This window comes from Ruminococcus sp. CAG:330 (assembly GCF_000437175.1).
Classification (GTDB): domain Bacteria; phylum Bacillota; class Clostridia; order Oscillospirales; family Ruminococcaceae; genus Ruminococcus_C.
Map to the genome: position 1 here is coordinate 113965 of NZ_FR898089.1, position 25276 is coordinate 139240.

The following is a 25276-nucleotide window of genomic DNA, read 5'->3' on the forward strand; positions in this document are numbered from 1 at the left end:
TTAGTTCAAATGCCGCTTTTCCGCAAAATACTGCTTGGTATCTGCAGCAATGATGCCGGAAAGCGCAAGGAGTGCGATGATATTCGGGAATGCCATCAAACCGTTGAAGACATCCGCAGTATCCCAAACCGCTTCAACCGTGAGATACGGGCCAATGAAAACGGCTGCGATATAGAGCCACCGGAAAATCAGTGTCATCGTATGGCTTGCCTTACCACGCAAATATGTCAGGCAACGCTCAGAATAGTAGCTCCAGCCGAGAATGGTAGTAAACGCAAAGAATACCAGACATGCCATCAGAATGAACGAAGACACCTTTCCGGGGAACGGCAGCCCCGACTGGAAGGCAGCATCAGTAATCTCAACGCCCTGCAAATTTGGATTGCTCCACTTGCCGGAAACAACAATGGCAAGACCGGTCATGGTGCAGATAACAATGGTATCAATGAAGGTACCCGTCATGGTAACCAAACCCTGACGAACTGGTTCCTTTGTCCGTGCTGCTGCTGCTGCAATCGGCGCAGAACCGAGTCCGGCTTCGTTGGAGAAAATACCACGGGCAATACCCTTCTGCATGGCAACGATGATTGCGCCAAGCGCACCGCCTGCAACGGCATCCATACCGAATGCACTGCGAACAATCTCAACTACAGCGTGTGGAATTGCACCAATGTTGCATACGATCAAAATGACGCAGCACAGCACATAGGCAATCGCCATAAACGGAACAACGACCTGAGAGATTTGAGAAATTCGCTTCAAACCGCCGATGATAACCAATGCAGCACAAATGGTAATAATCAATCCCATGATGACTGTGGTCCAGGTATAATTCTGTTCAAACAGCGTGAATGCAATGTGCGATTTATCGGGATCAAAGAAGTTGTTTGCCGCAGAGGTGATTCCATTGATCTGTGTGATCGTACCGATTCCAAGAAGACCCGCCAGCATTCCAAACACTGCAAACAGCTTTGCGAGCCACTTCCCACGAGAGCCCATTCCGTTTTCGATGTAATAGAACGGACCGCCGAGATAATGGCCATCCTTGTCCACAGTACGGTACCTAATCGCAAGGAAACCCTCTGCGTACTTAGTTGCCATTCCGAACAGCGCTGCAATTTCCATCCAGAACAATGCGCCGGGCCCACCAGCTGCAATTGCAGTTGCTACGCCAACAATATTGCCTGTTCCGATTGTTGCAGACAGCGCCGTACACAGTGCGCCGAAGCTGGAAACTTCGCCTTCCCCAGTTTCCTCATTTTTTACCATGAACTTCAGTGCTTTTCCCAAATGGCGAATTTGAAGCCCGCCCATTCGAATGGTCAGCCAAATTCCACAGGCGAGGATAAGGATAATCAAAGGAAGTCCCCACACCCACGCATCCACTTGCTTGATGACATTCGTCAACAAATCCAATGTTACCACTTCCCTACTGAAAAATATATTTGGATCGGCGATGAAAACCAACCCGGAAAGAAATTTTTTTATATTATACCATGCTTCAAAATATTTTGCAATTCACATTACAAACAGAAATAAAGATATTCTGAAAAGATACTGTAAAATATTCAATTTTTCTTTCTTTTTCAAAAAAAGCCCTGCCATGAAGTTAAGAAACAACACAGCAGAGCTTCTTTTTCTGATATTAGACTTTTTTTGCGAAATTAGTCATTGACCTTGCGTGCGTAGTCCGGCAGGAGCATCGGGGAAACAGTATCCGGATGAATACCTGCATCTGCCAGTTCCTTTTCGAACTTTGCAACGTGCTCCAGCGTCAGGTTACCAACCTCTACGGTCTTCGACTTTGCAGCAGCGTACTTACCAGCGTTACGGCCGAATACGATAACGTCCAGCAGGGAGTTACCCATCAGTCTATTCTCGCCGTGTACACCGCCAGCAGCCTCACCTGCTACGAACAGGTTCTCTACGCTGGTCTGGCTGTCGGTACCAACCTTAATGCCACCGTTCTGGTAGTGCAGAGTCGGGTAGATCAGCATCGGCTGCTTCCGGATATCGATGCCATACTTGAGGAACATTCTCAGCATTGCCGGAATTCTCTTCTCGATGGTACCTTCGCCATGAATAATATCGATCATCGGAGCATCCAGCCATACACCCTGACCGCCGGTCGGAGTGTTTACCTGCTTGCCGCGACGGCACTCACGGATAACCGTGGAAGCGGTTACGTCACGAGTTTCCAGCGGGTTCATGAAGACTTCGCCGTCTACGTTTACCAGCTTTGCGCCCAGAGAACGTACCTTTTCGGTAACCAGTGCGCCGAAAATCTGTTCCGGGAATGCAGCACCGGTCGGGTGATACTGCAGGGTGTACTGCTCACGCAGCGGAGCACCCACACGATATGCCAGAACCAGACCGTCTGCAGTTGCGCCATAGTGGTTCGAGGTCGGGAAACCCTGATAGTGCATTCTGCCTGCACCGCCAGTTGCAATGATAACAACCTTTGCCTTTGCAATCAGGATCTCACCGGTTTCCATGTTCTGAAGAACTGCACCTGCGCAGTGACCCTTGTCGTCCATGATCAGCTCAATTGCAGAAGTGAAGTCAACAACCGGAATCTGACGGTTCAGCACTTCATCACGCAGAGTACGCATGATTTCTGCACCGGAGTAATCCTTTGCAGCGTGCATTCTCTTGCGGGAAGTACCGCCGCCGTGTGTTGTGATCATGTTGCCGTCCTTGTCCTTATCGAACTCAACACCAAGATCCTGCAGCCACTCGATGCCATCCGGAGCCTCTGTTACCAGCTTGTAAACCAGTTCCTTATCTGCTGCGAAGTGACCGCCGCCGTAGCAATCCAGGAAGTGCTGTGCCGGAGAATCGTTCGGCTTATCAGCTGCCTGAATACCACCTTCTGCCATCATGGTGTTTGCATCACCAATACGCAGCTTAGTTACGATCATAACCTTTGCACCGGCATTATCTGCCTCGATTGCAGCAGAAGCGCCAGCGCCGCCGCCGCCGATGATCAGAACGTCGGTCTCATAATCCGGGCAGGAAAGGTCAGGCAGATTGTCCTTCAGACGGCTATCCGACTGGAGCATCTTTACCAGTTCCTTCGGTGCCTTTTCGCCCTTATTCGGGCCAACGGTCAGCACGTCAAACTGATCCTGACGATAGTCCGGATGATTTTCACGCAGTACCTGATCCTTCTCCTCTGCGGTCATTCTTCTCGGTTCCATTGCTGCATTCTCTGCACGCTTTGCCTCTACCTTTTTAATGGATTCCAGCATTTCTTCCGTATACATGATACCGCACCTCCCTTACTTCTCAATCTCACGATTGTTGTACTTTTCACGAATCTCAGCATCGCTCAGTGCCATATTTGCACGGATTGCCTCTTCGCACTTGCCCTCGGCAATTTCCTTGACACGGTCTGCCAGATGCTGACATTTCGGTTCAATGTACTTACCATTCAGACGACGAGCCAGCATTGCAACCTGCGGATGAGAAATGCCTGCCGGGCAGCGGGAAGAACATACACCGCACATTACGCAGTCGAACGACTCTTCTGCGCACTTTGCGTATTCTGCACGCTGTGCATATGCGATATACTGCATAACATTCAGACCCTGTGTACATGCATTGGTACATGCATTACAGCCGATGCAGGAATAGATCTCCGGATAGTTCTTCATCATTACGGTTTCGTCCGGACGAACCTCGTTGATGTCATAGATCTCCTTGATCAGCGGGAAGAAGGGCAGCTGTGTGATGTACATACCCTCTACAACCTGTGTCGAGCATGCCAGACAGGTGTGCAGTTCACGGTCGCCCTTAACACGATAAATTGTTGCACAGGCACCGCAGAAACCATTTCGGCAGCCACAGCCGCGAACCAGTTTATAGCCGGCATATTCCAAAGCCTTCATGATGGTCAGGCTGGCAGGTACCTCGTACTTTTTGCCCATCACGAACACATTAACCATCTGTTCCATGTGAATTCTCCTTTACCATTAATATTCATTCGGCAGCTCGGACAGCTCATCAAACCGGAATACCGGACCATCCTTGCAAACGTACTTGTCACCGATGTTGCAGCGACCGCACTTGCCGATACCGCACTTCATTCGAAGTTCCATTGTTGTATAAACCTGCGTCTCCTGGAATCCGAGCTCTTTCAAGCCGTCCAGAGTGAACTTGATCATGATAGGAGGTCCACAGATCAGAACAGTACGGTTCAGATCCGGCTGGAGTTCCTTGACAAAGTTCGGAATGAATCCAACGTGGCCATCCCAGCCTTCCTGTTCCCGGTCAATCGTCAGGTCTACCTTGCAGTCTTTGCTCCATTCATCCAGAATCTCCTGATAATCTACCAGATCATCCTTGGAACGGGAACCGTAAATGATGTGCAGAGAGCCATAGGCATCCGGATTTTCACGCTTCTTGTCACGGCAATAATTGATTACCGAACGGAGCGGAGCCAGACCGATACCGCCGGCAATGAACAGCAGATCCTTACCCTTCAGACCATAGTTGCCGTTTTCCTCAGTGGGAACGGTTTCTACCGGGAAGTTCTTTCCCAACGGTCCTCTTACGGTAACTTCCTGCCCAACGTCCATCATATGGAGCCAGCTTGTCAGACAACCGCACTTTTTAATGGAAAATTCCATGAATTCCTTATTCGTCGGAGAAGAGGTGATGGAGAACATACCCTCTCCGATGCCGGGAATCGAAACCATTGCGCACTGACCCGGCATGTGTTCGAACAGCTTGTTGCCATCCAGACCAACCACACGGAATGTCTTTACATCAGGGGTATCCTGGCGGATGTCAGTTACAACGCCGACTTTTGGAATCAAAGCTTCTTGTCTCATGCGTTACCCTCCCCTAAAGTCTTCATGACCTTTACGATGTTCATGGAAATCGGGCAGCTCTTCATGCAGCGTCCGCAGCCAACGCATCCAAAAACACCGTCATTGTTCGCCGGATAATAAACCAGCTTATGCATAAACCGCTGGCGGAACCGTTCGAGCTGTGTCGGACGTGGCTGACCGCCGGCTGTCTTGGTAAAGTCAGAGTACATGCAGCTATCCCAGCAGCGGAATCTCTGAATGCCGTGACCAGTATCGTAGTCCCGAATGTCATAGCACTGACAGGTCGGGCATACGAAAGTACAGGTACCGCATCCCAGACAAGCCTCGGAAAGTCCTGCCCACTTATCGGAGCCGAACAGTTCCATCAGCTTATCTCCGCCGAACTTATCGGTAGAGAGATTCTTCAGGGGCAGCTTTTCCAGAACCTTTCTGGTTGCGTCCTTCGCAGCATCTGCTGCATCGTCAGCAGCATCCTCCAGCATCGGCAGAGCAGCAAGAAGTGCCTCACCCTTTTCGGTGTTTGCCTTCAGATAAACGCTGTCCTCTGTCATCCAGCAGCTAACATCCCCCGCCGGCTCCGCAGCATCAATGCCGAATACAGAGCAGAAGCAGGTTTCGCTGGGCTTGCTGCATGCCATTGTCATAACAACGCCATGTTCCCGGCGATTCTGATAGTAAGTATCCACCGGTTCTGACAGATAAACGCTGTCCAAAATCTTGAAGCTTGCTGCATCACAGGCACGCACGCCGAAGATCACGAAATCCTCGCATTCTGTCCGGATGTCATCCACTTCAATTTTCTTTCCGTTCACCTTAAAGTTTACCATATTTTCTACCTGCGGGAAGAAAAAGTCCTTTGCGCTGCGAACGGTGTTGACAGCAGGACAATATTCTGCTTCCGGAGTCCATACGGCATACTTTGCGCCCCGCTTTTCATCGGCACCGTCTGCCACTGGCAGATAGAGCTTCTTTGTACCGGCGATGGCAGCCAACAATGCATTCAGATCTGAACGAGATACTCTTTTCATTTCTTGCTGCCTCCTTTATATACAATATTGGGTTCGCAGTCTTCCTTGGTGAAGTTGACCAGAGGTGCACGGCTTCCAGCCTCCGCACCAGCCTGATAATCGCCATAGTATGTGTCGATATCCTTGATGAACTTACGGTTCAGCAGGTGCAGCGGAATGTGCTGCGGACATACTCTGGAGCACTCACCGCAGTCGGTACAACGACCAGCTACGTGGAAAGCGCGGATGATGTGGAACATATTTTCTTCGAAAGAATCGGCAGCAGCTTTCTGCGATACACCGGATGCCGGATTGTCGAATACACACTGCTCACAGCTACATGCCGGACAAATGTTACGGCAAGCATTGCAGCGGATGCAGCGGGACAATTCGCCGCGCCAGAACGCAAAACGCTCATCCGGTGTCATAGCTTCCAGTTTCTCTACCATATCGAAACGGCCGCTCTCCGGATTTTCTTCGCCATTCTCGCCCAGCATTTCATCATAAACAACAACCTTATGGCTCTTGCATACCTGGCAGCGCTCCAGCAGGCAATTCTTCTTGTTCAGCTTAACATCGCCATACATGGTATCTACGGTTACCGTATCACCATCAGTGGAAATGCCCAGAATACCCTCTGCGCCAGAAGCACGAACGGTATCCGGATCCAGCTTCCCATCACACGGAATGCCGATGATGTAGACATTGTCCCGATTGATCCGGTGTTCTGTCAGGAGCTGATTGAAGCTATAGGAATCACACGGCTTCAGGAAAACCAGTGTCTTGCCCTCCAGCTTCGACAGCTTGATCAGATACTTCGACAGGTTACTGCCGCAAAAATCGTGATATACAAAATCCTTTTCCAAAGCTTCCGCAGAATCGAACACAGCCGGTGTGGGATCATAGACAAACTCACCGTTTTTCCAACCCAGAACACGAACAACTGTACCGTCTGCCAACAGCTCGGAGGCTCTTTTCATCATTTCGCTTTGCATCTCAGATCCTCCAGTCTCTTGTTCTCGCCCAGTGCAGTGATAGTTTCTACGAATTCATTCATCGTTGCTGCAAACTTTGCACCTTCTGCGGCGGATACCCACTCTACACGGGTACGCTCTTTCTCAATGCCCAGATAATCCAGCATGGAGAACAGCAGCGTCATTCTGCGGCGTGCGTAGTAGTTACCAGTGGTGTAGTGGCAGTCACCGGGGTGACATCCGCAGAGGATTACACCATCCGCACCGCGCTGGAATGCACGCAGGATAAAGAGCGGATTCACACGGCAGGAGCAAGGTACACGAATGATCTTGACATCTGCCGGATAGCTGGAACGGTTGGTTCCTGCCAGGTCTGCACCTGCATAGGAGCACCAGTTACAGCAAAATGCGACAATTTTCGGTTTAAATTCCTGATTTACTTGCATATTGCATCTACCTCCGCCATAATCTGACTGGTTGCGAAGCCCTTCAGATCCATTGCGCCGGACGGGCAGGCAACTGTACATGCACCGCAGCCCTGGCAAACTGCCTCATTGACAACTGCCACACGACGGATCATAGAGCCATCCTTCCGACGGCTGAAGTCCTTCTCCTCATATGTGATTGCACCGTACGGGCAAACATTTGCACAAGAGGAGCATCCATTACATTTCATCGGATCAGAGTGGGAAACGCACGGATTGCAGGAGAGCTTGTCCTTTGCCAGCAACCCGATTACCTTAGAAGCAGCAGCGCCAGCCTGTGCAACGGTTTCCGGAATATCCTTCGGACCCTGACAAACGCCGGAGAGGAATACGCCAGCCGTCGGAGACTCTACCGGACGCAGCTTTGCGTGTGCTTCTGTGAAGAAGTCATTGGTATCCATACTTGCTGTCAGCATGGTTGCCAGCGGACGAGCGGACTTATCCGGCTCGATTGCAGCAGCCAGAACGACCATGTCTGCATTGATGTGCAGCTGCTCATTAGAAATCAGGTCAGATGCCTGAACATCCAGTGTGCCGTCTGCCTTCGGGCAAACCTTGCCGACCATGCCCTTAATATAGTGTACGCCATACTGTTCTACGGCACGGCGATAGAACTCATCGTAGTTCTTACCCGGCGTACGAACATCGATGTAGAATACATAGACATCGGTATCCGGATATTTTTCACGGCACAGCATTGCGTGCTTTGCGGTATACATGCAGCAGATCTTGGAGCAGTATTCTTTACCGCAGCCATGCTGAGAACCGGATTCACGGCTGCCGACGCACTGTACGAATACCAGTGTCTTCGGCTGCTTGCCATCGGACAGACGCTGCAGGTGACCTTCGGTCGGGCCGTCTGCCTTCAGGATACGCTCGAATTCCAGAGAAGTGACAACATCCTTGCTCTGCGAATATGCGAACTCATCGTAGCCCTCAATGTTGATGGGGTTGTAACCGGTTGCTGCAACGATTGCACCGTACTTCTCTTCTACGATGGTTTCCTTCTGTTCGTAGTCGATTGCGCCAGCGGAGCAAACTGTAGAGCACAGTCCGCACTTGCCCTTTGTGAGCTTGATGCAGCGAGTCGCATCCAGAACGGCAACGTTCGGGATTGCCTGTGCAAACGGAATGTATGCAGCATGACGGTTGCTCAAACCCAGGTTGTAGGCATCCGGTACATTCTTAACCGGACACTTTTCGGTACATGCACCGCATCCGGTACACTTATTCTCGTCAACATAACGAGCCTTCCGGCGAATCTTAACGCTGAAGTTGCCGACAAAACCGGTAACTGCTTCGATTTCACTATAAGAATAAATGGTGATATTCTCATTCTGTGCGCATTCTACCATTTTCGGTGTCAGAATACAAGAAGAGCAGTCCAGTGTCGGGAATGTCTTATCGATCTGTGTCATCTTACCGCCGATAGTCGGTTCTTTCTCAATGATATCAACCGGATAGCCAGCATCTGCAATGTCCAGTGCTGTCTGGATACCTGCAATACCGCCGCCGATGACCAGTGCCCGCTTAGTAACCGGACTTTCGCCGGCAATCAGCGGGGTATTCAGCAGAACCTTTGCAATAGCAGCACGTCCCAGAACAATTGCCTTGGCAGTTGCTTCCGGAATATCCTTATGAATCCACGAGCACTGCTCGCGGATGTTTGCAACTTCCAGCATGTAGGGATTCAGACCAGCTGCCGAAACCGTCTTACGGAACGTTGCTTCGTGCATACGAGGGGAACAAGAACATACGACAACGCCGTCCAGCTGATGTTCCTTGATCGCATCCTTAATTATGTTTTGGCCTGCCTCTGAGCACATATAGGGGTAGTCTGTCGAAAAAACAACTGCCGGCTCTTTGCCAAGAGTTTCTGCAACGGTTTTTACATCGACAGTTGCCGCAATATTCGTACCGCAGTGGCATACAAAAACACCTATTCTCCGCATTTTTATGCCTCCTTATTTGCTGTATTTCCGGAATGCACTGACAATTGCCTGCTGCGGCAGATCGTCATCCAGCTTTTCCGGAATCTGCTCTGACTTCAGATGATTCTGTCCCTGTTGACGGATGACAGCCAATCTGACTGCTTCCACCAACTTTGCCGGTTCCACATCACGCGGACAGCGTTCTACGCAGGCAAAGCAAGAAAGACAAGTATAGATGGACTTCGAAGCCATCAGCTTTTCGATGTCCCCTTTTTCCACCATATATACAAACTGATGCGGATGATACTCCATTGCATCATAAGACGGGCAAGTACCGCTGCACTTACCGCATCGCATGCACTTGAGCGGATTGACACCGCTCGTTGTCAGAACGAGCTCTTTATAATCTGCCATTTCCGTTCCTCCTTATTTCAAGCCGAGCGCTTCAGCCAGCAGCTCGGTAAAGTATACAACCGGCAGATCAGAACCGGAATTCTTCTGGAGGTTATACAGACACAGAGGACATGCTGTGATGACCATCTCAGCACCGTGCTCTGCAGCACTTGTCATGACTTTATTGCTGCGGGATTCTGCCACAGACTTCTGATCCAGTGTCAGATAGCCGCCGCAGCACTCATTCCGCATGGGATACAGCACCGGTGTTGCGCCGATCGCACGGATGAAATCTTCCAGAATCTTCGGATTCTCCGGATTGTCCATCTGCATGGTCTTACCCGGACGCAGCAGCAGACATCCGTAATATGCGGCAATCTTCTTACCCTTCAGCGGATTGACTACCTTTTTCTTCAGCTCGTCAAATCCAACCTTATCCCGAAGAACTTCCAGATAATGCAGGACTTCTGTCTCTCCCTGATACGGTTCACTCAGCTTCAGATAATTGTTCGCCTTCAGGATGATATTCGCATCTGTCTGCATATCGTGATTGACTTGTTTGATCACATTATGACATGCGGAACAGAGCGTCACCAACGGCTGACCCAGTTCCTTTGCCTTTGCCAATGCACGAATGGATGAGAGCTTGGTAGCAATCTCATTCTTCGCCATCGGATACACACCGCCGCAGCACTGCCAATCCGGAAGTTCTTCCAGGGTAAAGCCAAGTGCTTCAGCAGAAATCCGGGCATAGTGATCAAGATCTTTTGCCTTGGTCTTCAAGGTACAGCCCGGAAAATAACTGTATGTCATAGCAAAACTACCTTTCCTTCAAATTTTTGCGTTTGTGCGCACGGTTCAGACCATCTGCTCCGGATGGAACACTTCGTCGAACCGCTCTGCTGTCAGGAATCCCAGCGCAACGCAGGCTTCCTTCAGCGAAATATTATCATGGAACGCCTTCTTTGCAGTTTTCGCAGCGTTCTCATAACCAATATAAGGATTCAGTGCTGTTACCAGCATCAGCGAATTATGCAGGTTGTGGTGCATCTTTTCACGATTTGCGCAAATACCAACTGCACAGTTCTTATTAAAGGAGATGATGGATTCTGCCAAAAGTCTTGCAGACTGGAGGAAATTATAGGCGCATACCGGCATAAATACGTTCAGCTCGAAGTTACCCTGAGAAGCAGCCATGCCAACTGCAACATCATTGCCCATAACCTGAACTGCAACCATGGTCACCTGTTCGCACTGGGTTGGATTTACCTTACCCGGCATGATGGAGGAGCCCGGTTCATTTTCCGGAATGGTAATCTCGCCCAGGCCGTCACGAGGGCCGCTTGCCAGCCAGCGAACGTCGTTTGCAATCTTCATCATGTCCGCAGCCAGTGCCTTCAGAGCGCCGTGTGCGAATACGATCTCGTCCTTGCTGGTCAGCGCATGGAACTTGTTTTCTGCGGTGACAAATTCCTTGCCGGTCAGTTCCGAAACCGCCTTTGCAACTTCTACATCAAAGCCCTTCGGGGTGTTCAGACCAGTACCAACTGCGGTGCCGCCCAGTGCCAGTGTCTTCAGATACGGCAGAGCGGAAACCAGCATCTCACGGTCACGTTCCAGAGAAGTTCTCCAGCCGCTGATCTCCTGAGAAAATTTGATGGGAGTTGCATCCTGCAGGTGCGTACGGCCGCTCTTTACAATTCCCTCATGCTCCTTTTCCAGACGGCGCATGGTTTCTACCAGCGTATCGATTGCCGGAAGAACACGGTCTTCTACTGCCAGAACAGCTGAAATATGCATTGCTGTAGGGAATGTGTCATTCGAGGACTGGCTCATATTGACATCATCATTCGGATGCAGCAGCTTTGCACCGGCAATCTCATTGCCACGGTTTGCAATTACCTCATTTGTATTCATGTTCGACTGTGTGCCGCTGCCGGTCTGCCATACAACCAGCGGAAAATGCTCGTTCAGGCTTCCAGAAATCACTTCATCACAAGCAGCAGAAATTGCAGCCAGCTTTTCATCCGTCATTTTGTCCGGCCGCAGTTTGTGGTTTGCAATTGCAGCAGCCTTTTTCAGAATGCCGAATGCATGTGTGATCTCACGGGGCATTGTCTCAATGCCCACACCGATCAGAAAGTTCTCGTGGCTGCGCTCTGTCTGTGCAGCCCAGTACTTATCTGCCGGTACCTTCACTTCGCCCATCGAATCATGTTCAATGCGATACTCCATGTTCATCTCTCCTATTTTAAAAATTTCCGAAACCATTCTTGGATAGCCACATGTCGTTTTGAGATACGCCAGCTTCCGTCATCGGTTTCATTGTTTGTGTCCGGCAAAAAGCAGATAAACTGCCGCCATTCCAGCAGCAGTGCAGCAGAATACACAGCAGCTGCTTGTCCGCAGAACCATCTGCGAACCCACTGCACCTGCACTGCAAAAATGATCGGATTCCAATCTGCTTTTTCCGTTTCTCCCGCCCTGTCCGAGCGGGAAACCATTTGACAGAAGAATCATTGGCCTGACACCAGATACTGCTCCGTCCGTGTCAAACAGACCTCATGATATACTATCTTCTGTATTATAACATATTCCGCCTTATTTTGCAAGATAGATTCGCAAATTTTATATGAACAAGCGCAGGGGCTTTGCGAAAGCTGCGACTAACATTTCCGAAAATCCGGCGAAACTCCGCAGATTTTTTCTGCATGATATTTCCAGCAAGAACAAAAAGCAACACTTCTGGCAAATGCTGTTGAATTTTTCAGAAACAGACTTGTTTTTTCGCTGCTGATATGGTATAATGCAAATGATTTTATTCTTGAAGAGCACACAGGCTCTCAGACAGGAGGAACGCACGGATGGATACATTCAAAGAACGTCTTGCAAAAGCAATGCGGCGAATGAACATCACTCAAGCCGAACTATGCGCAATGACTGGGATTTCACGTTCTACGATGAGCCAGTACTATTCCGGCGCATTCCGTCCAAAGGAGGACAAGCTGCGCCGTATCGCAAAGGCCTTAGAGGTGAACGAAGCCTGGCTGTTGGGGTACGAGAATCCAAACAGCACTGCGGAGCTCGTCGAAAAGTTCCCGAACATTCGTCCTGTCCACTTGAAACAGTTTCCTATTCTGGGCGAGATTGCCTGCGGAAAGCCGATCTTCGCCGAGGAAGAGCGCGGCAGCTTTCTGATGGCAAGCGACGAGATCCACGCAGACTTTTGCCTGCTCGCCCACGGGGACAGCATGACCGGCGCAAGAATCTATGACGGCGATGCGGTGTTCATCCGCAGTCAGCCCATGGTGGAAAACGGCGAGATCGCCGCAGTGATCATCAACGACGAGGCAACGCTGAAACGAGTCTACTTCGACAGAAAGCAGGCACGGCTTCAGCTGGTGGCAGAAAATCCGGCGTACCCGCCTCTGGTGTACGTAGGAGAGGAATTAGAAACCGTGCACATTCTCGGCAAGGCAATCGCCTTTATGAGTCTGCTGTAATAATCCACGAGAACACAAAAAAACGGAGAGGATTTCTTGGAAAATCCTCTCCGTTTTCGTTTGCCGCAAATCAAAGCAGCGGACTGATCGTCCGAAGAATGGCGTACCACAGCCGGCTTCTCCGACGCCGTTTGCAGTCCTGCAATGTGACACGATGACTCTGTTCCAGTGTCAAAATGCAGTCCAGTTTCAGCTTTTCCAGTGCGCTGCACTCGATCAGCATTACCGCACATTCCATGTGCAGATAGAGGCTTCGGTAATCCATATTGATGGTTCCGACAATGCCGATTTTATCATCCACCAGATAGCTCTTCGCATGGATGAAGCCCGGCGTGTACTCATAGATTCGCACGCCTGCCCGAATCAGTGTTTCGTAATAGGAGCGTGTCAGCGAATACACGATTTTCTTATCCGGAATTCCCGGCGTTACAATGCGCACATCAACACCGCGCATGGATGTGCGGCAGAGTGCCCGCTGCATCTCGTCGTCAATGGCAAGGTATGGCGTAAAGATGTAGACATACCGCTCCGCCTGTGAGAGCAAATCCAGATAGACGTCCTGCGCCAAGGTCTCGTTTTCAAAGGGTGAGTTGCAGTAGGGCTGCACAAAGCCATCTGTTGGAAACGGCTCCGGATGATAGCGATGCGGCCGGTAATCTTCCACTTTGTCTGTGGTTTCATGGAAAGCGTTCCACAGTTCCAGTTCCATCACCGTCAGATTGAAAACAGCATCTCCATACAGACGAACTGCTGTGTCCTTCCAGTGGCCAAAACGCTGCTTGCGATTGATATATTCATCTGCAAGGTTGAGTCCGCCGGTATAGGCAATATAGCCGTCAATGACTGTAATTTTCCGGTGACTGCGATTGTTCATCACCGCAGACAGGGCGGGACGGAACGGATTGAATGCCATTACCTGAATTCCAGCCTCTGTCAGTTCCTTTCGAAAATTCTTTGGAATGCAGCCAATGGTGCCAAGGTCGTCGTAGATAAACCGCACCTCAACACCTGCTGCTGCTTTCTCCTTAAGGATCTTTTTCATGGAGTTCCACATCACCCCGTCGGAAATGATGAAATACTCCATAAAGATATAATGTTTCGCACGCTGCAAATCCCGCAGCAGCTCCGGAAACATGTCGTCTCCAACAGAGAAATACTGCACTTGGGTATTTTCGCAGACGGGGAATCCGCTTCGTTCCAGATAATAGCTGACCGAGGATACCCGAGGCGAAATCTGCTCCAATGCACTGTCATTCCATGTTCGTTTGGAGGAGATGACGCACTTTCCATGATAGAGATACCGCCGCATCCGTCTGGAGGGACGCTTATCGCCAAACAGCAGGTAGAGCAGCGTTCCCAGCACCGGCAGCGTGCCGATTAGCAGCAGCCAGAGGATTTTATAAGAGGGATTTCCGGATTTGTTGATGATATACAGTTCTACAAACACACTGCAAACAACCAATCCCTTATCAATCCAAGAGGCGTATTTGGTCAGCTGAAAAAACAGAACCAAAAACCAGACCAGCTGCAACAAAATCAGAAATCCAGTCAGAACAACCCGACTCGTCATCATTTTTAGAATTCGTTTTATTGCTCGTTTCACGTGTCGATCCCCCTTTTTTCGCACAGATTAGTCTGTCTACTTCTTTTTCTTTTGCGGCAAGATTCGTCTCCAGCTTCGGTTCTCTGAGGTGAAATGTGTACTCCGATATTGTTCTAATGTTTCTCTCAGAGGCTTTCCGGTGTGCATGGAAAAGAAAAAGCGCGGTTTCTTTCGATGATTTCGGAACGCCTCATGGACATCCTCACGAAATTCCTCCAGCAGGACAACGATTCCGCTCTCTGCTGCAAATGCACGAATCTTCACCATAAAATGCGTAGAGTATGCCAAATCCAAGACGAATACACCATAGAAAAAACCAATACAGAAAGAAAACGCCAGATTTTCCGCAAGCCAGTGCAGTGCGCTGAGAATGTGCGGATGAATCAAAAAATAGTAGATTGCACTGAGAATCGCCCAGAAGAAAGAAAACAGCGGACAGATAATCCCCTGAATATTTCCCCATCGTTCCGAGTAGTCCCAGAGTTTGATTTTCATGCCACGAATAAAAATCAGACCGGCAATGTATTCCACCAGCGTAATGGCAAGCGCCATCAGCACAAACAGCAGCAGCTTTCTCCCCCATGCATTCTCCACAGGAATCAGCGGTTCCAACATCGCCAAGAGATAAAGGATGCACAGGCTAGAGCCGTACAGCGGCAAGTATGGCCCTACCAGAAAACCGGGGTTCACCCAGTGATGGGCGGAAAAAAATCGGCGAAACAGCACTTCTAAGCCCCAGCCCAGAACACTGCCGATACAAAACAAAAAAGCGAGCGTCAAAAATAAGTTCATAAGTTCACCTGTGATTTTCAGACAATTCCGAACGCTTTCCGCCAGAGAGCCAAATCTTTCCGGCGTTCCGTTCTTCCAGTCGTTTGATAACTTGTTTAATTTCTTCGTAGTGCAGCTGAATGGCACGTAAGCCCATTTGCATGTCGTTCATCAAAAAGCTTTTATAGAGCATCTCGTGGGTATTCTTTTGCTTTTGGTGCAGTTCCTCTGTGCCATCGCACAAAATCAGGTTCATTTGTGTGGAGCAAATCTCCCAGACGGAATCCATCATAAAAATCATCAGCTGATTACCGGAGGCTTTCATCAGCCACTGATGGGATTTCTGGTCTGCTGCAATGCTGTCCAACAAGCTCCCCAGCTGAATCTGTTCCAGCAGTTCTCTGAGTTCCTCCAAATCCAATTCGTCACGTCTGGCAAACGCAAGCGGATAAGCAGCAGTGTCCACAGCACAGCGAAGCTGGCACACTTCAATGGGAGAAATTTTTTGCAAGAGCAGCATAACGTGCAGCAAATTGCTCAGGATTTCTGAGACATTCCCTACAAGAAAATCGCCCTTCCCCTTTCTGGTTTCTACCACTCCCATTGTCTTCAGTGATTTGATCACGCTGCGCACCGTACGCTTTCTCAGGGACAGTTCTTTGGCAATGACAGACACAGACGGAAGCGGAGCATCCTGACACAGAGTGCCGGAGCAGATCTGCTTCGCCAGTTCCTCCACGATACAGCGATACGCTGCCTGTTCCTCACGCATGATAACCTTCTCCTTTCTTTTTCATCTATTATACCATACTTTATCCAGCAATGCAACCGATTCTGAAAAGAGAATCCGGCACACATTTTTATTTCAAAGGCGAAAGCGTCAAAAAAACAGCAAATAGCACTTGAAATTCCCGCTGTAATATGATACAATAAATAAGATATCCACAATATTTGCAAAGGAGCGTTTTCAGATATGACACAGAACTTCATTCTGATCGGAATGCCTGGTTCCGGAAAAAGCACACTTGGACAAGCACTGGCGGACGAGCTTTCCTATCATTTCATTGATACCGACGATGTGATCATGGACACCTATCATCACACGCTGATGCAGTTGATCCAAGCTCACGGGACAGAGGGGTTCATCGAACGAGAGGGAAAAGTTCTGATGTCCATCCATACCAATCACGCCATCATCTCAACTGGCGGAAGCGCCATTTACCATGACGAGGCGATGCAGTATCTAAAAAAAACAGGTGCAGTGATCTATCTCAAGCACGCTTACAGCGATTTGACGGCACGTGTCGGAAATATGGTGACTCGCGGAGTTGTCTGCCGTGGCGGATGTCAGACGCTGATGGATCTGTATCAGGAGCGCTGTCCGCTGTACGAGAAATACGCAGACATCACCGTTGATTTGACCAGATGCTCCGTGCAGGAGTGCAACCGGCGCTTGCTACGTGCTGTCAAGGTGTATTTGGGTCAGCAGAGCAAAAGTTAAAGAATGCAATCAGGGCGTAGCCGGAATTTCCAGCCACGCCCTTTTCTGTGTTATTTTCCCGGACGGAATTGATTCTGCTCCGCACAGTAGTAATATCCGACGGTCTTCATTTTCTCTTCGATTTCTGCTGCATCAGCACCCACGCTCTTGCAAAGCTCTGCAAAGGAATCATAGTGATCTCGCAGCTGTGTGTTTAAATAGCTCATCAAAATGAACGGATCGTTTGGCATTTCCATTTTTTCTTCACCCTTTCTTCTCACAATGCACTGGTAGGGGAACCCCGTATTTGGCATAAAATGCTTGAATTTCCGCCGGACTTTTCACAAGCTCCGCATAACAGAGCCGTTTTTCTGACGGAGAATAAAAGCCGATGGTGGTTTCTCCGGTACAGATGCTGGACTCCACCCGAATGGAATCCGGTGCAAATCCATCCGGAATCGGCAGCACATTTTTCTTCTTGTGAAAAAATCCCATTTGTTACACCTCTTCATTCAAAAGCGCCGGCGGATTCTGTTTCCGCCAGCGCTTTTTCCAGAGCCTATGCCAGCTCTAAGTTACGAAGCGATAAATGCGCAGAATGCACGATAGGTCATGTAGACATCCAGCTTTGCCACAACCTCATAGGGGGCGTGCATCGAGAGCACCGGAACGCCAACATCAATGGTGTCAATGTCCAGATTTGCAATGTATGCTGCAACCGTTCCGCCACCGCCTGCATCTACCTTGCCAAGCTCGCCGGTCTGCCATACCACGTTGTTCTTGCTCAGCAGATGGTGAATGGTGCCCACAAATTCTGCTGATGCATCCGACGTGCCGGACTTGCCGCGTGCGCCGGTAAACTTTGTCACGCAAACGCCGTGGTTCAGGAATGCACAGTTCTTCTGTTCCATGACATCCGGGAACGTCGGATCAAATGCTGCGTTGACATCAGCCGAGAGACACTGGGATGCGTGCATCACATGGCGACCCTTTGCACCGAAGCAGTCTGCCAGATCTTCCAGAAAATACGGGAGATACGAGGAGCACAGTCCGGTATTGCCGTCGCTTCCTGTTTCCTCCTTATCGGTCAGAATAACCACTGCTGTGTGCTCCGGCGTGCCGCTATCCAGAATTGCACGAAGTGCCGGATAGGAGCAAACACGGTCATCATGGCCATATCCGCCAATCATGCTGCGGTCAAAGCCGAGGTCACGAACCGGAAATGCCGGTACAGCTTCCAGTTCTGCTGAGAGGAAATCTTCTTCCTTCATGCCATACTTCTCATTCAGAATGTTGAGGATGTTCAGCTTGACCTGTTCGCTCTCTTTGTCGTTGTTGAACGGCATCGAACCAACTAAAATGTTCAGCTCTTCTCCTCTGACAATTTCCGTTGCAGGACGCTTCATCTGCTGCGGTGCCAGATGCGGAAGCAGATCTGTCACACAGAAAACCGGATCGCCGGCATCCTCGCCGATGTTGACCTCGACAGAACTGCCGTCTGTCTTGACGATCACACCATGCAGAGAAAGAGGAATTGTAGTCCACTGGTATTTCTTGATACCGCCGTAGTAATGCGTTTTGAGCAGTGCCATCTCGCTGTCCTCGTAAAGAGGATTCTGCTTCAGATCCAGACGGGGAGAGTCGATATGTGCTGCGCAGAGCCGCACGCCATCTGTAATCGGCGCAGTGCCTACAACGGCAGCGATCACTGCCTTGCCACGGTTATTCTGGTAGATCTTGTCGCCAGCTTTCAGCGCCATGCCGGGCTGAAACGGAACGAAGCCGTGCTTTTCCAGTTCCGCAACTGCAAAATGAACGGCTTCCCGCTCGGTTTTAGACACATTCAGAAATGCCATATAATCCGCAGCAAAGGCATTGCTTGCCTCCAGCTCCTGCGGAGAAACACGCTTTGCAGCATGCTCTGTCTGATAAAACAGTGCATCTTTGGCCTTCTTTGCTTCTGACACTTTCTGTTCCTGTTCCATAAATAATTCCTCCTATCGTATTTTGCAGCAAAAGCAGGACGCTTCTACCAATCTATGTCACGGGTGTTTGGCGTGTCCCAGACACCCGTTTCCATCTTATTTCATCTCAGCACAAAAGTGCGCCGTACTGGCTCTCATAATAGCAGATCATTTTCGTCACCAGTTCCTGCGCCGAATCGTAGAGTTCCTGAAGGCTCCCATTGTTCTCCAGCACGGTATCCGAATGGGAACGAAAGAACGACTCCGGCAGCTGCATTTCCATACGCTGGAGCGCAGCTCCTTCCGGAATGGAATCCCGTTGCATGATTCGTTTTTTTCGAATTTCCTCATCTGCCACCACCGAAACAATCAGATCACAGAAGTCATCTGCACGGCTCTCAAACAGCGTCGGCGCATCCAGCAGGATCATCTTGTGGTTTTGCTGGGAAAAGTGGTGGATCATGCGGAGAATCTCTCCTACAATATATGGATACATAATCGTGTTGAGCATCTCAAGTTTGTGGTGATCCGAAAAAACAATTGCTGCCAATGCCTGCCGGTCCAGTTCTCCGTTGGCTTTCAAAATCACATCGGAAAAACACTCCCGCAAATCTGCCAAACAATGCGATCCGCATGCGACAACAAGACGCGCAATGGCATCCGCATCAATCAAACGGAATCCGTTTTCGACAAACACACGAGATACGGTGCTTTTTCCTGCACCTGTCTGGCCGGTAAGCCCGACTACCATCACGCCGTCTAAACTGTTCATACCTGTATCACCTCAAATCCTGCCGCACGAATCAAACGATTATAGACAGCAAGTCCAATTCCATTGGGATTCGGTGCCCGAACGAAAACCCGTTTTGCACCGATGTCATCCAGTTCCCGCAGCTTTGCGAAAACCTGATGTGCCTGTTCTGCATCCCCGGTTCCATAGGTCAGATACGGAACGGAGAGATCAGCACCCTCACCGTCAAACACCAGCGCATAAGTTCCCGCTTCTGCGTGCTGCTGTACCCATGCGGCAAACTCCGGCCACCTCCCCTCAATTAAGGTAACGTGCGCATGGGGAGAATAATGCTGGTATTTCATGCCGGGAGAACGAACGGTCTGTCCCTCCTGAAGCTGATGCAGAATCGCCTTGTCCAGCGTGACATGCGGAACGACCGTTTCCAGCATCTCTTTTGTCACATAGCCGGGGCGGAGAATCCGTACAGAATCCTCCCCCTCTAAGGCAATCACGGTGGATTCTACGCCCACACAGCAATCCCCGCCGTCTACCACAGCTGCGATTTTTCCGTGCATATCCCGCATCACATGCTGTGCAGTGGTTGGACTGGGATAGCCGGAGATGTTGGCGGAAGGTGCTGCAATTGGAACACCGGAGAGTTCGATCAGCTTTCGTGCCACCAGATGCGAGGGCATCCGCACGCCAACAGTGTCCAATCCGCCCGATGTAATGGTGGGAATTGAAGGGTGCTTCGGCAAAATCATGGTCAGCGGGCCGGGCCAGAATTTTTCTGCCAGCTTCAGCGCCAGTTCCGGTACGGAAACTGCAACGCTCTCCAATTCCTCCAGCTTTGCAATGTGCACAATCAGCGGGTTGTCTGCCGGTCTTCCCTTTGCTGCAAAAATCTGCCGAACCGCCTCCGGATTTCTGGCATCTGCTGCCAGTCCATAGACAGTTTCTGTCGGAATTCCGACGACATTTCCCTCTTTCAGAAGATGCGCTGCTTCCTGCAGGTCTGCTGTGCTATTTGAAAGTAACTTTGTCTCCACGTGTTTTTACGCCTCTTCCTGCTGCCCTGCCAGACGCGCCAACTCATCTGCCGTTGCAAGAGCATCTAATATTTCGTCCAGATTGCCGTTCATAATATCTTCCAGACGATACAAGGTCAATCCGATGCGGTGATCGGTCATCCGTCCCTGCGGAAAATTATAGGTGCGGATTCGTTCCGAACGATCGCCTGTTCCCACCTGCATCTTTCGTTCCGATGCGATTTTTTCGTTCTGCTCCTGAAGCATCATCTCGTATAGGCGGGAGCGCAGAATCTTCATTGCCCTATCCTTATTTTTATACTGGCTTCGCTCGTCCTGACATTCCACCACCAATCCCGTTGGAATGTGTGTAATGCGGACGGCAGATTCTGTCTTATTGATATGCTGTCCGCCGGCACCGCTTGCCCGAAACACATCAATTCGCAGATCGGCGGGATTGATTTCCAGCTCCACCTCATCCGCTTCTACCAGAACTGCCACAGTTACCGTAGACGTATGAATCCGTCCCTGTGACTCAGTTTCCGGAACACGCTGCACACGGTGCACACCGCTCTCGTATTTCAAGCGGGAATATGCGCCTTCTCCAACGATGGAGAAGCTCACTTCCTTGAAACCGCCCAGCTCTGTGGGGTTGGCGCTGAGAAGTTCCTGTTTCCAGCCATGCGCCTCGGCGTACATTGTATACATCCGATAGAGAGAACCGGCAAACAGCGATGCTTCTTCTCCGCCGGCACCGCCACGGATTTCAATGATCACATTGCGGTCATCGTTAGGATCCTTGGGCAGCAGCAGCCGTTTCAGCTTTTCTTTCAGCGCATCCATCTCTTCCCGACTGCTGTCATACTCCAGCTGCGCCATCTCCTGTAGTTCTGCATCCGTTTCTCCGCCGGAGAGAAGTTCCTTTGCCTCTTCGAAATTTTTCTGTGCCTGAAGATACTCATGGTATTTTTCGATGATCGGCTGCATGTGCTTGTACTCCCGCATCAGCTGCACATATGCCTGCTGATCAGATACAACTGCCGGATCCATCAGCTTCTCCCCCATCTGGAGGTATTTCTTTTCCATTTGCTGTAGCTTTTCCAACATAGGAACTTTCTCACCTTTCTTTCTGTTTCAGCAGAAAACTGCCGTTCTTGCCCGGAGCGAACTCCTTCTCGTTTGGTATATGCACGAAAACGCAAAACAACTCCTGAAAAATAAAACTTGCACAAAATCGGAAAATCTGGTATCATAAAGATACGATCACTTTAGATGAGGCCACCGATCCCTGCTGATGTGCTGATGGTTTCTACAGTCACAAATGCTACCTGTGAAGCTCTATTGCAGAAGCTTTCGACAATGCCTAATAACTCATCAAATCCCATACATTTACCACCTGCGGTCGTCTTGTTTAACTTATGTATATATACTATAACATAAGAGCATGCAGTTTTGCAGAACATCCCGTATTCCATGCAATGTAACCGCTTCACATTGGTGCTTAATCTTCTACCGCATCTCTCTGAATCTTTTTGATGTATCGTTCTATTTTATTTCGTGGCACCATGAACTCTCTGCCGCACTTGGTACACTGCAGCTTAAAGTCCATTCCAGATCGGATGACATGCATGGTATTGCATCCGCACGGGTGCGGCTTTTTCATAGTCAGAATATCTCCCGGACGAACATCCATGTGCCATTCCATCCTTTCCATCTTACGTGCTCTCAAATAAATCATGAGTACATTCTATTATACCCCATTTTTTTGCATAAGGCAATATTTTCGAGGGATATTTTTTGTATTTGTACAAAAGCAATAAAAGACACGGTACAAATCCGGTGAAGTTCCATAAAAATTTCAGACGTTTTCGAGAACGTCAAAATTGCCGCAAAAACGAAGCCTCTGTTTCTGTGAATGCTCCGAGAATTTGTGATGTCCAATTCTTGTTTTTGGAAGTGCACGTCATAACTTCGGTAGCATACACATACACTGAAAGCAAGTTACATGCGCTTTGCATCCACCTAAATTTTCTGGATTCGATTGATTTGTCAGGAGGTCAAAAATGATCAAATATTTGCCGGAAGGCGCTCTCTTGTATACCGCAGAAAACCGTGCTGCGCTCAGCAGCGTTTCCGCCATGGAACGTGCCATGCGGGACGGAACGATTTTAGAAGCACGGACAACGCTCTGCGACAATGAACACAATCTCATGCTGCAGCTCCCGTGTATGCGGGGATGGATTCCGCGGGAAGAAGGCGCAATCGGAATCTCGGATGGAACGACACGGGATATTGCGCTGATTGCACGTGCCGGAAAACCCGTTGCCTTTCGAATTCTCCGCATCGAAACGGACGACAATGGCGAACCCTATGCGGTACTATCCCGCCGTGCAGTACAGGAGGCGTGCTGGGAAAACTATCTCTCCCAGCTGCGTGCAGGAGATATCATTCCGGCAGTGGTAACACATCTGGAGCGGTTCGGCGCATTCGTGGACATCGGCTGCGGAATCCCCTCACTTCTGCCCATTGACATGATCTCGGTTTCCCGCATCTCTCACCCCAGAGATCGCTTTGCAGTCGGGCAGTCCATTCGTGTGATGATTCGGCAGACAGAACCTCGCCGGCTGCACCTGACACATCGGGAGCTGCTGGGAACATGGGCGGAAAATGCAGCGCTGTTTTCCGCAGGACAGACGGTTGCCGGCATCATTCGCTCGGTTGAGCCGTATGGGGTGTTTGTGGAATTGACCCCGAATCTCTCCGGACTGGCGGAGCCGTTCGAAGGCGCTCATCAGGGGCAGCACGCCAGCGTATACATCAAATCCATTCTGCCGGAAAAGCTGAAAATCAAACTGATTCTGATCGATGTCTTTGACAACAGTGAACCGCCGGAACCGCCTCGCTATTACGTATCTTCCACACACCTCGACTGCTGGCGGTACACACCGCCGGAATCACCCCGCATCATTGAAACAAACTTTACCTAAGCATTTCCATATACGCACATATTAAGATGGCTCCCTGCGCAATTCTGCCAGAGAGCCATTTCTGTATTTTGTCACAAATTATTTGCTGTCAAAAAAGCATTCTTAGAACCTGTCTTCACAAGAAATATATGTGGATTTTCGAGCATAATTTTGTTGCAGACAAGGCAAAAATACGCAGGCGGGCTGTCGCCCGGCAAGTATTTTTCACGCAGGATGCAGCAAAATTTGCCGAAAAGACACGTGTATACGCTTGTGAAGACGGGTTCTTACTTTCCGAAGAAGTCATTCGGATTGACATCCTTGCCGGCTGCCTTTGCGGAGTAGTAGGACAGGATTGCAAATGCATCGTCCAGGGTTACATCGCCGTCGCCATCTACGTCAGCTGCGCCCTTTTCTTCATCTGTGAAAGATGCGCCACGGCCTGCTGCAATATAGGAGTACTCCTGCAGTACCTTGAAAGCGTCATCGATGGTGATATCGCCGTAGCCGTCCACGTCACCCTTGCTGACTTCCGGTGCATCCATGCCAGTGATCGTAAACACGATATTGATGGTATCACCACCAGCCAGTCCGCCTTCCGGTTCGAAGCTGCTCTTGGATTCACTCTGGATATCCCGAACCTTCGGAGAAGTCTGGGTGTTCCAGATGTTGTAGCAAATGAAAGAACCACCATCGTCAGAGGTGCGGAATGCGCCGGTGCTCGGTCCGATGTAGTCCAGCTTCGTGGTGTCGCCGGAAGCATGTACTACCTCAATCGACTCAATGGTCATCTTGATTCTGCCGTTTGCAATGGGGTCATCTGTTCCCTCCGGTGCATAGGCACAAGCGTTCAGTGTTGTTTCCAGGAACAGCAGTTCCACAGTGGAGGAACCATTTGCCATGGTAACAGATGCGGTGTATTTGTCATCGCCAGTGAGCTCTACTGCGGAACCGATTGCATTCTCGGTTTCTTCATCACGATTATCAGCGCCTGCCGGATGCCGCTGTGTATCGCTGCCTGCCTGAATGCAGATCCATGCAATTGGCGTGGCCTCTGTTGCTGTGTCATCTGCTGCAAATGCAGAAAATCCCATGCATCCTGTTCCCATTGCAACAGCAAGTGCTACAGAAAGCATTTTTTCCAAAAATTTCATAAACAATCATATTCCTTCACTTTCGAACCAATGCAGCCAGAAAAGCCGGATTTCCGGCGATATTTCTTTTTCTGCAAGCATCGGTTCTTAAAATCGCAGTTTCATTATAGCATGCTTCCACAAAAAAGTCAACTGTTTTCTAGAAATTTTAAACATCTTTGAAAGCTGTCTCCGGTTTTCATCCCATGCACATTTCGTATTAAAACGCATCTTCTCGAATTTTTTCTTGACAAGCGGAAAAAAATTCGGTATAATGAAAAATAGAACAAATGCAAAGAAAGAGAAGAGTACTCCATACATCAGCGATACAGAGAGAAAACGGTCGGTGCGAGTTTTTGAGCGAGGTGGAGGAAGGTAGCTCTGGAGCAGCATTGGGGAAGCTTTCGGAATGAAAGTGAGTAGTCGATGCCGGATGCACCCGTTATTGTGCAGCAATGAGTGCGGTGTTT

25 protein-coding genes and 1 other annotated feature (1 of these 26 cut by a window edge) are annotated in these 25276 nt (G+C 49.7%); of the genes, 3 read left to right on the forward strand and 22 right to left on the reverse strand.

The features are described 5' to 3' along the window. From QZL66_RS10720 to fumC, 11 genes are all read right to left on the reverse strand, one after another. Complete coding sequence (locus tag QZL66_RS10720; RefSeq protein ID WP_022411715.1) at positions 1–1416, reverse strand: alanine/glycine:cation symporter family protein; 1416 nt, start codon at positions 1414–1416, stop codon at positions 1–3. 248 nt (positions 1417–1664) lie between these two features. Continuing rightward, complete coding sequence (locus QZL66_RS10725; RefSeq protein WP_022411716.1) at positions 1665–3266, reverse strand: FAD-dependent oxidoreductase; 1602 nt, start codon at positions 3264–3266, stop codon at positions 1665–1667. Between the two features lie 15 nt (positions 3267–3281). Beyond that, complete coding sequence (locus tag QZL66_RS10730; protein ID WP_022411717.1) at positions 3282–3956, reverse strand: 4Fe-4S dicluster domain-containing protein; 675 nt, start codon at positions 3954–3956, stop codon at positions 3282–3284. Between the two features lie 18 nt (positions 3957–3974). Continuing rightward, entirely contained in the window at positions 3975–4835 is an 861-nt protein-coding gene (locus QZL66_RS10735; RefSeq protein WP_022411718.1) for an FAD/NAD(P)-binding protein, read from the reverse strand. Continuing rightward, complete coding sequence (locus tag QZL66_RS10740) at positions 4832–5863, reverse strand: 4Fe-4S dicluster domain-containing protein (RefSeq protein ID WP_022411719.1); 1032 nt, start codon at positions 5861–5863, stop codon at positions 4832–4834. Before QZL66_RS10740 ends, QZL66_RS10735 begins: the two co-directional genes overlap by 4 nt. Then, positions 5860–6837: a 4Fe-4S dicluster domain-containing protein gene (locus QZL66_RS10745; protein ID WP_022411720.1), complete on the reverse strand. Its 978-nt coding sequence runs from the start codon at positions 6835–6837 to the stop codon at positions 5860–5862. Before QZL66_RS10745 ends, QZL66_RS10740 begins: the two co-directional genes overlap by 4 nt. Continuing rightward, positions 6822–7262, reverse strand: a complete 441-nt coding sequence (locus tag QZL66_RS10750; protein WP_022411721.1) for a hydrogenase iron-sulfur subunit — start codon at positions 7260–7262, stop codon at positions 6822–6824. The genes QZL66_RS10745 and QZL66_RS10750 overlap by 16 nt, the downstream gene beginning before the upstream one ends. Then, positions 7253–9253: a CoB--CoM heterodisulfide reductase iron-sulfur subunit A family protein gene (locus tag QZL66_RS10755; protein ID WP_022411722.1), complete on the reverse strand. Its 2001-nt coding sequence runs from the start codon at positions 9251–9253 to the stop codon at positions 7253–7255. Before QZL66_RS10755 ends, QZL66_RS10750 begins: the two co-directional genes overlap by 10 nt. Positions 9254–9265: 12 nt before the next feature. Next, the gene (locus QZL66_RS10760; protein ID WP_022411723.1) at positions 9266–9646 is read right to left on the reverse strand and encodes a 4Fe-4S dicluster domain-containing protein; all 381 of its coding nucleotides are present in this window, start codon (positions 9644–9646) and stop codon (positions 9266–9268) included. 12 nt (positions 9647–9658) lie between these two features. After that, positions 9659–10438 (reverse strand): CoB--CoM heterodisulfide reductase iron-sulfur subunit B family protein, encoded by a 780-nt coding sequence (locus tag QZL66_RS10765; protein ID WP_022411724.1) that lies wholly within the window; start codon positions 10436–10438, stop codon positions 9659–9661. Between the two features lie 45 nt (positions 10439–10483). Continuing rightward, the gene (fumC, locus tag QZL66_RS10770; RefSeq protein ID WP_022411725.1) at positions 10484–11860 is read right to left on the reverse strand and encodes a class II fumarate hydratase; all 1377 of its coding nucleotides are present in this window, start codon (positions 11858–11860) and stop codon (positions 10484–10486) included. A gap of 629 nt (positions 11861–12489) precedes the next feature. Here fumC and QZL66_RS10775 point away from each other — a divergent pair. Next, complete coding sequence (locus QZL66_RS10775) at positions 12490–13128, forward strand: LexA family protein (RefSeq protein ID WP_022411726.1); 639 nt, start codon at positions 12490–12492, stop codon at positions 13126–13128. A 70-nt stretch (positions 13129–13198) separates the two neighbouring features. Here QZL66_RS10775 and cls read toward each other — a convergent pair whose 3' ends face one another. Genes cls through QZL66_RS10790 form a run of 3 tightly spaced genes read right to left on the reverse strand, consistent with a single transcriptional unit; the run spans position 13199 to position 16274 of the window. Then, positions 13199–14731 carry a cardiolipin synthase gene (gene cls / locus QZL66_RS10780; RefSeq protein WP_022411727.1) on the reverse strand — a complete coding sequence of 511 codons (1533 nt, stop codon included), beginning with the start codon at positions 14729–14731 and terminating at the stop codon, positions 13199–13201. Between the two features lie 36 nt (positions 14732–14767). Then, on the reverse strand, positions 14768–15523 hold the full coding sequence (locus QZL66_RS10785) for a putative ABC transporter permease (RefSeq protein ID WP_022411728.1): 756 nt from the start codon (positions 15521–15523) through the stop codon (positions 14768–14770). A 4-nt stretch (positions 15524–15527) separates the two neighbouring features. After that, positions 15528–16274, reverse strand: coding sequence for a FadR/GntR family transcriptional regulator (locus QZL66_RS10790; RefSeq protein ID WP_022411729.1), 747 nt, complete (start codon positions 16272–16274; stop codon positions 15528–15530). Between the two features lie 201 nt (positions 16275–16475). On the opposite strand from QZL66_RS10790, the gene QZL66_RS10795 reads away from it, so the two are divergent. Beyond that, positions 16476–17003 (forward strand): shikimate kinase, encoded by a 528-nt coding sequence (locus QZL66_RS10795; RefSeq protein WP_022411730.1) that lies wholly within the window; start codon positions 16476–16478, stop codon positions 17001–17003. A 50-nt stretch (positions 17004–17053) separates the two neighbouring features. Here QZL66_RS10795 and QZL66_RS10800 read toward each other — a convergent pair whose 3' ends face one another. From QZL66_RS10800 to QZL66_RS10830, 7 genes are all read right to left on the reverse strand, one after another. Beyond that, positions 17054–17239, reverse strand: coding sequence for a DUF4250 domain-containing protein (locus QZL66_RS10800; protein ID WP_293615075.1), 186 nt, complete (start codon positions 17237–17239; stop codon positions 17054–17056). 7 nt (positions 17240–17246) lie between these two features. Continuing rightward, on the reverse strand, positions 17247–17477 hold the full coding sequence (locus tag QZL66_RS10805; protein WP_022411732.1) for a hypothetical protein: 231 nt from the start codon (positions 17475–17477) through the stop codon (positions 17247–17249). Positions 17478–17557: 80 nt separating this feature from the next. Further along, positions 17558–18967: an aminopeptidase gene (locus QZL66_RS10810; protein ID WP_022411733.1), complete on the reverse strand. Its 1410-nt coding sequence runs from the start codon at positions 18965–18967 to the stop codon at positions 17558–17560. A gap of 106 nt (positions 18968–19073) precedes the next feature. Further along, the gene (coaE, locus tag QZL66_RS10815) at positions 19074–19718 is read right to left on the reverse strand and encodes a dephospho-CoA kinase (protein ID WP_022411734.1); all 645 of its coding nucleotides are present in this window, start codon (positions 19716–19718) and stop codon (positions 19074–19076) included. Further along, positions 19715–20728 carry an L-threonylcarbamoyladenylate synthase gene (locus QZL66_RS10820; protein ID WP_022411735.1) on the reverse strand — a complete coding sequence of 338 codons (1014 nt, stop codon included), beginning with the start codon at positions 20726–20728 and terminating at the stop codon, positions 19715–19717. The genes coaE and QZL66_RS10820 overlap by 4 nt, the downstream gene beginning before the upstream one ends. A 6-nt stretch (positions 20729–20734) precedes the next feature. Further along, a complete protein-coding gene (gene prfA, locus QZL66_RS10825) occupies positions 20735–21814 on the reverse strand; it encodes a peptide chain release factor 1 (protein WP_022411736.1) in 1080 nt (359 codons plus the stop codon). 394 nt (positions 21815–22208) lie between these two features. Further along, positions 22209–22400: a DUF951 domain-containing protein gene (locus QZL66_RS10830; RefSeq protein WP_022411737.1), complete on the reverse strand. Its 192-nt coding sequence runs from the start codon at positions 22398–22400 to the stop codon at positions 22209–22211. A gap of 370 nt (positions 22401–22770) precedes the next feature. On the opposite strand from QZL66_RS10830, the gene QZL66_RS10835 reads away from it, so the two are divergent. Continuing rightward, positions 22771–23694, forward strand: a complete 924-nt coding sequence (locus QZL66_RS10835) for a S1 RNA-binding domain-containing protein (protein ID WP_022411738.1) — start codon at positions 22771–22773, stop codon at positions 23692–23694. 266 nt (positions 23695–23960) lie between these two features. On the opposite strand, the gene QZL66_RS10840 is transcribed toward QZL66_RS10835, so the two are convergent. Beyond that, positions 23961–24827, reverse strand: coding sequence for a dockerin type I repeat-containing protein (locus QZL66_RS10840; RefSeq protein ID WP_022411739.1), 867 nt, complete (start codon positions 24825–24827; stop codon positions 23961–23963). 265 nt (positions 24828–25092) lie between these two features. Further along, positions 25093–25276: a binding site (T-box leader), on the forward strand; it runs 95 nt beyond the window's last position.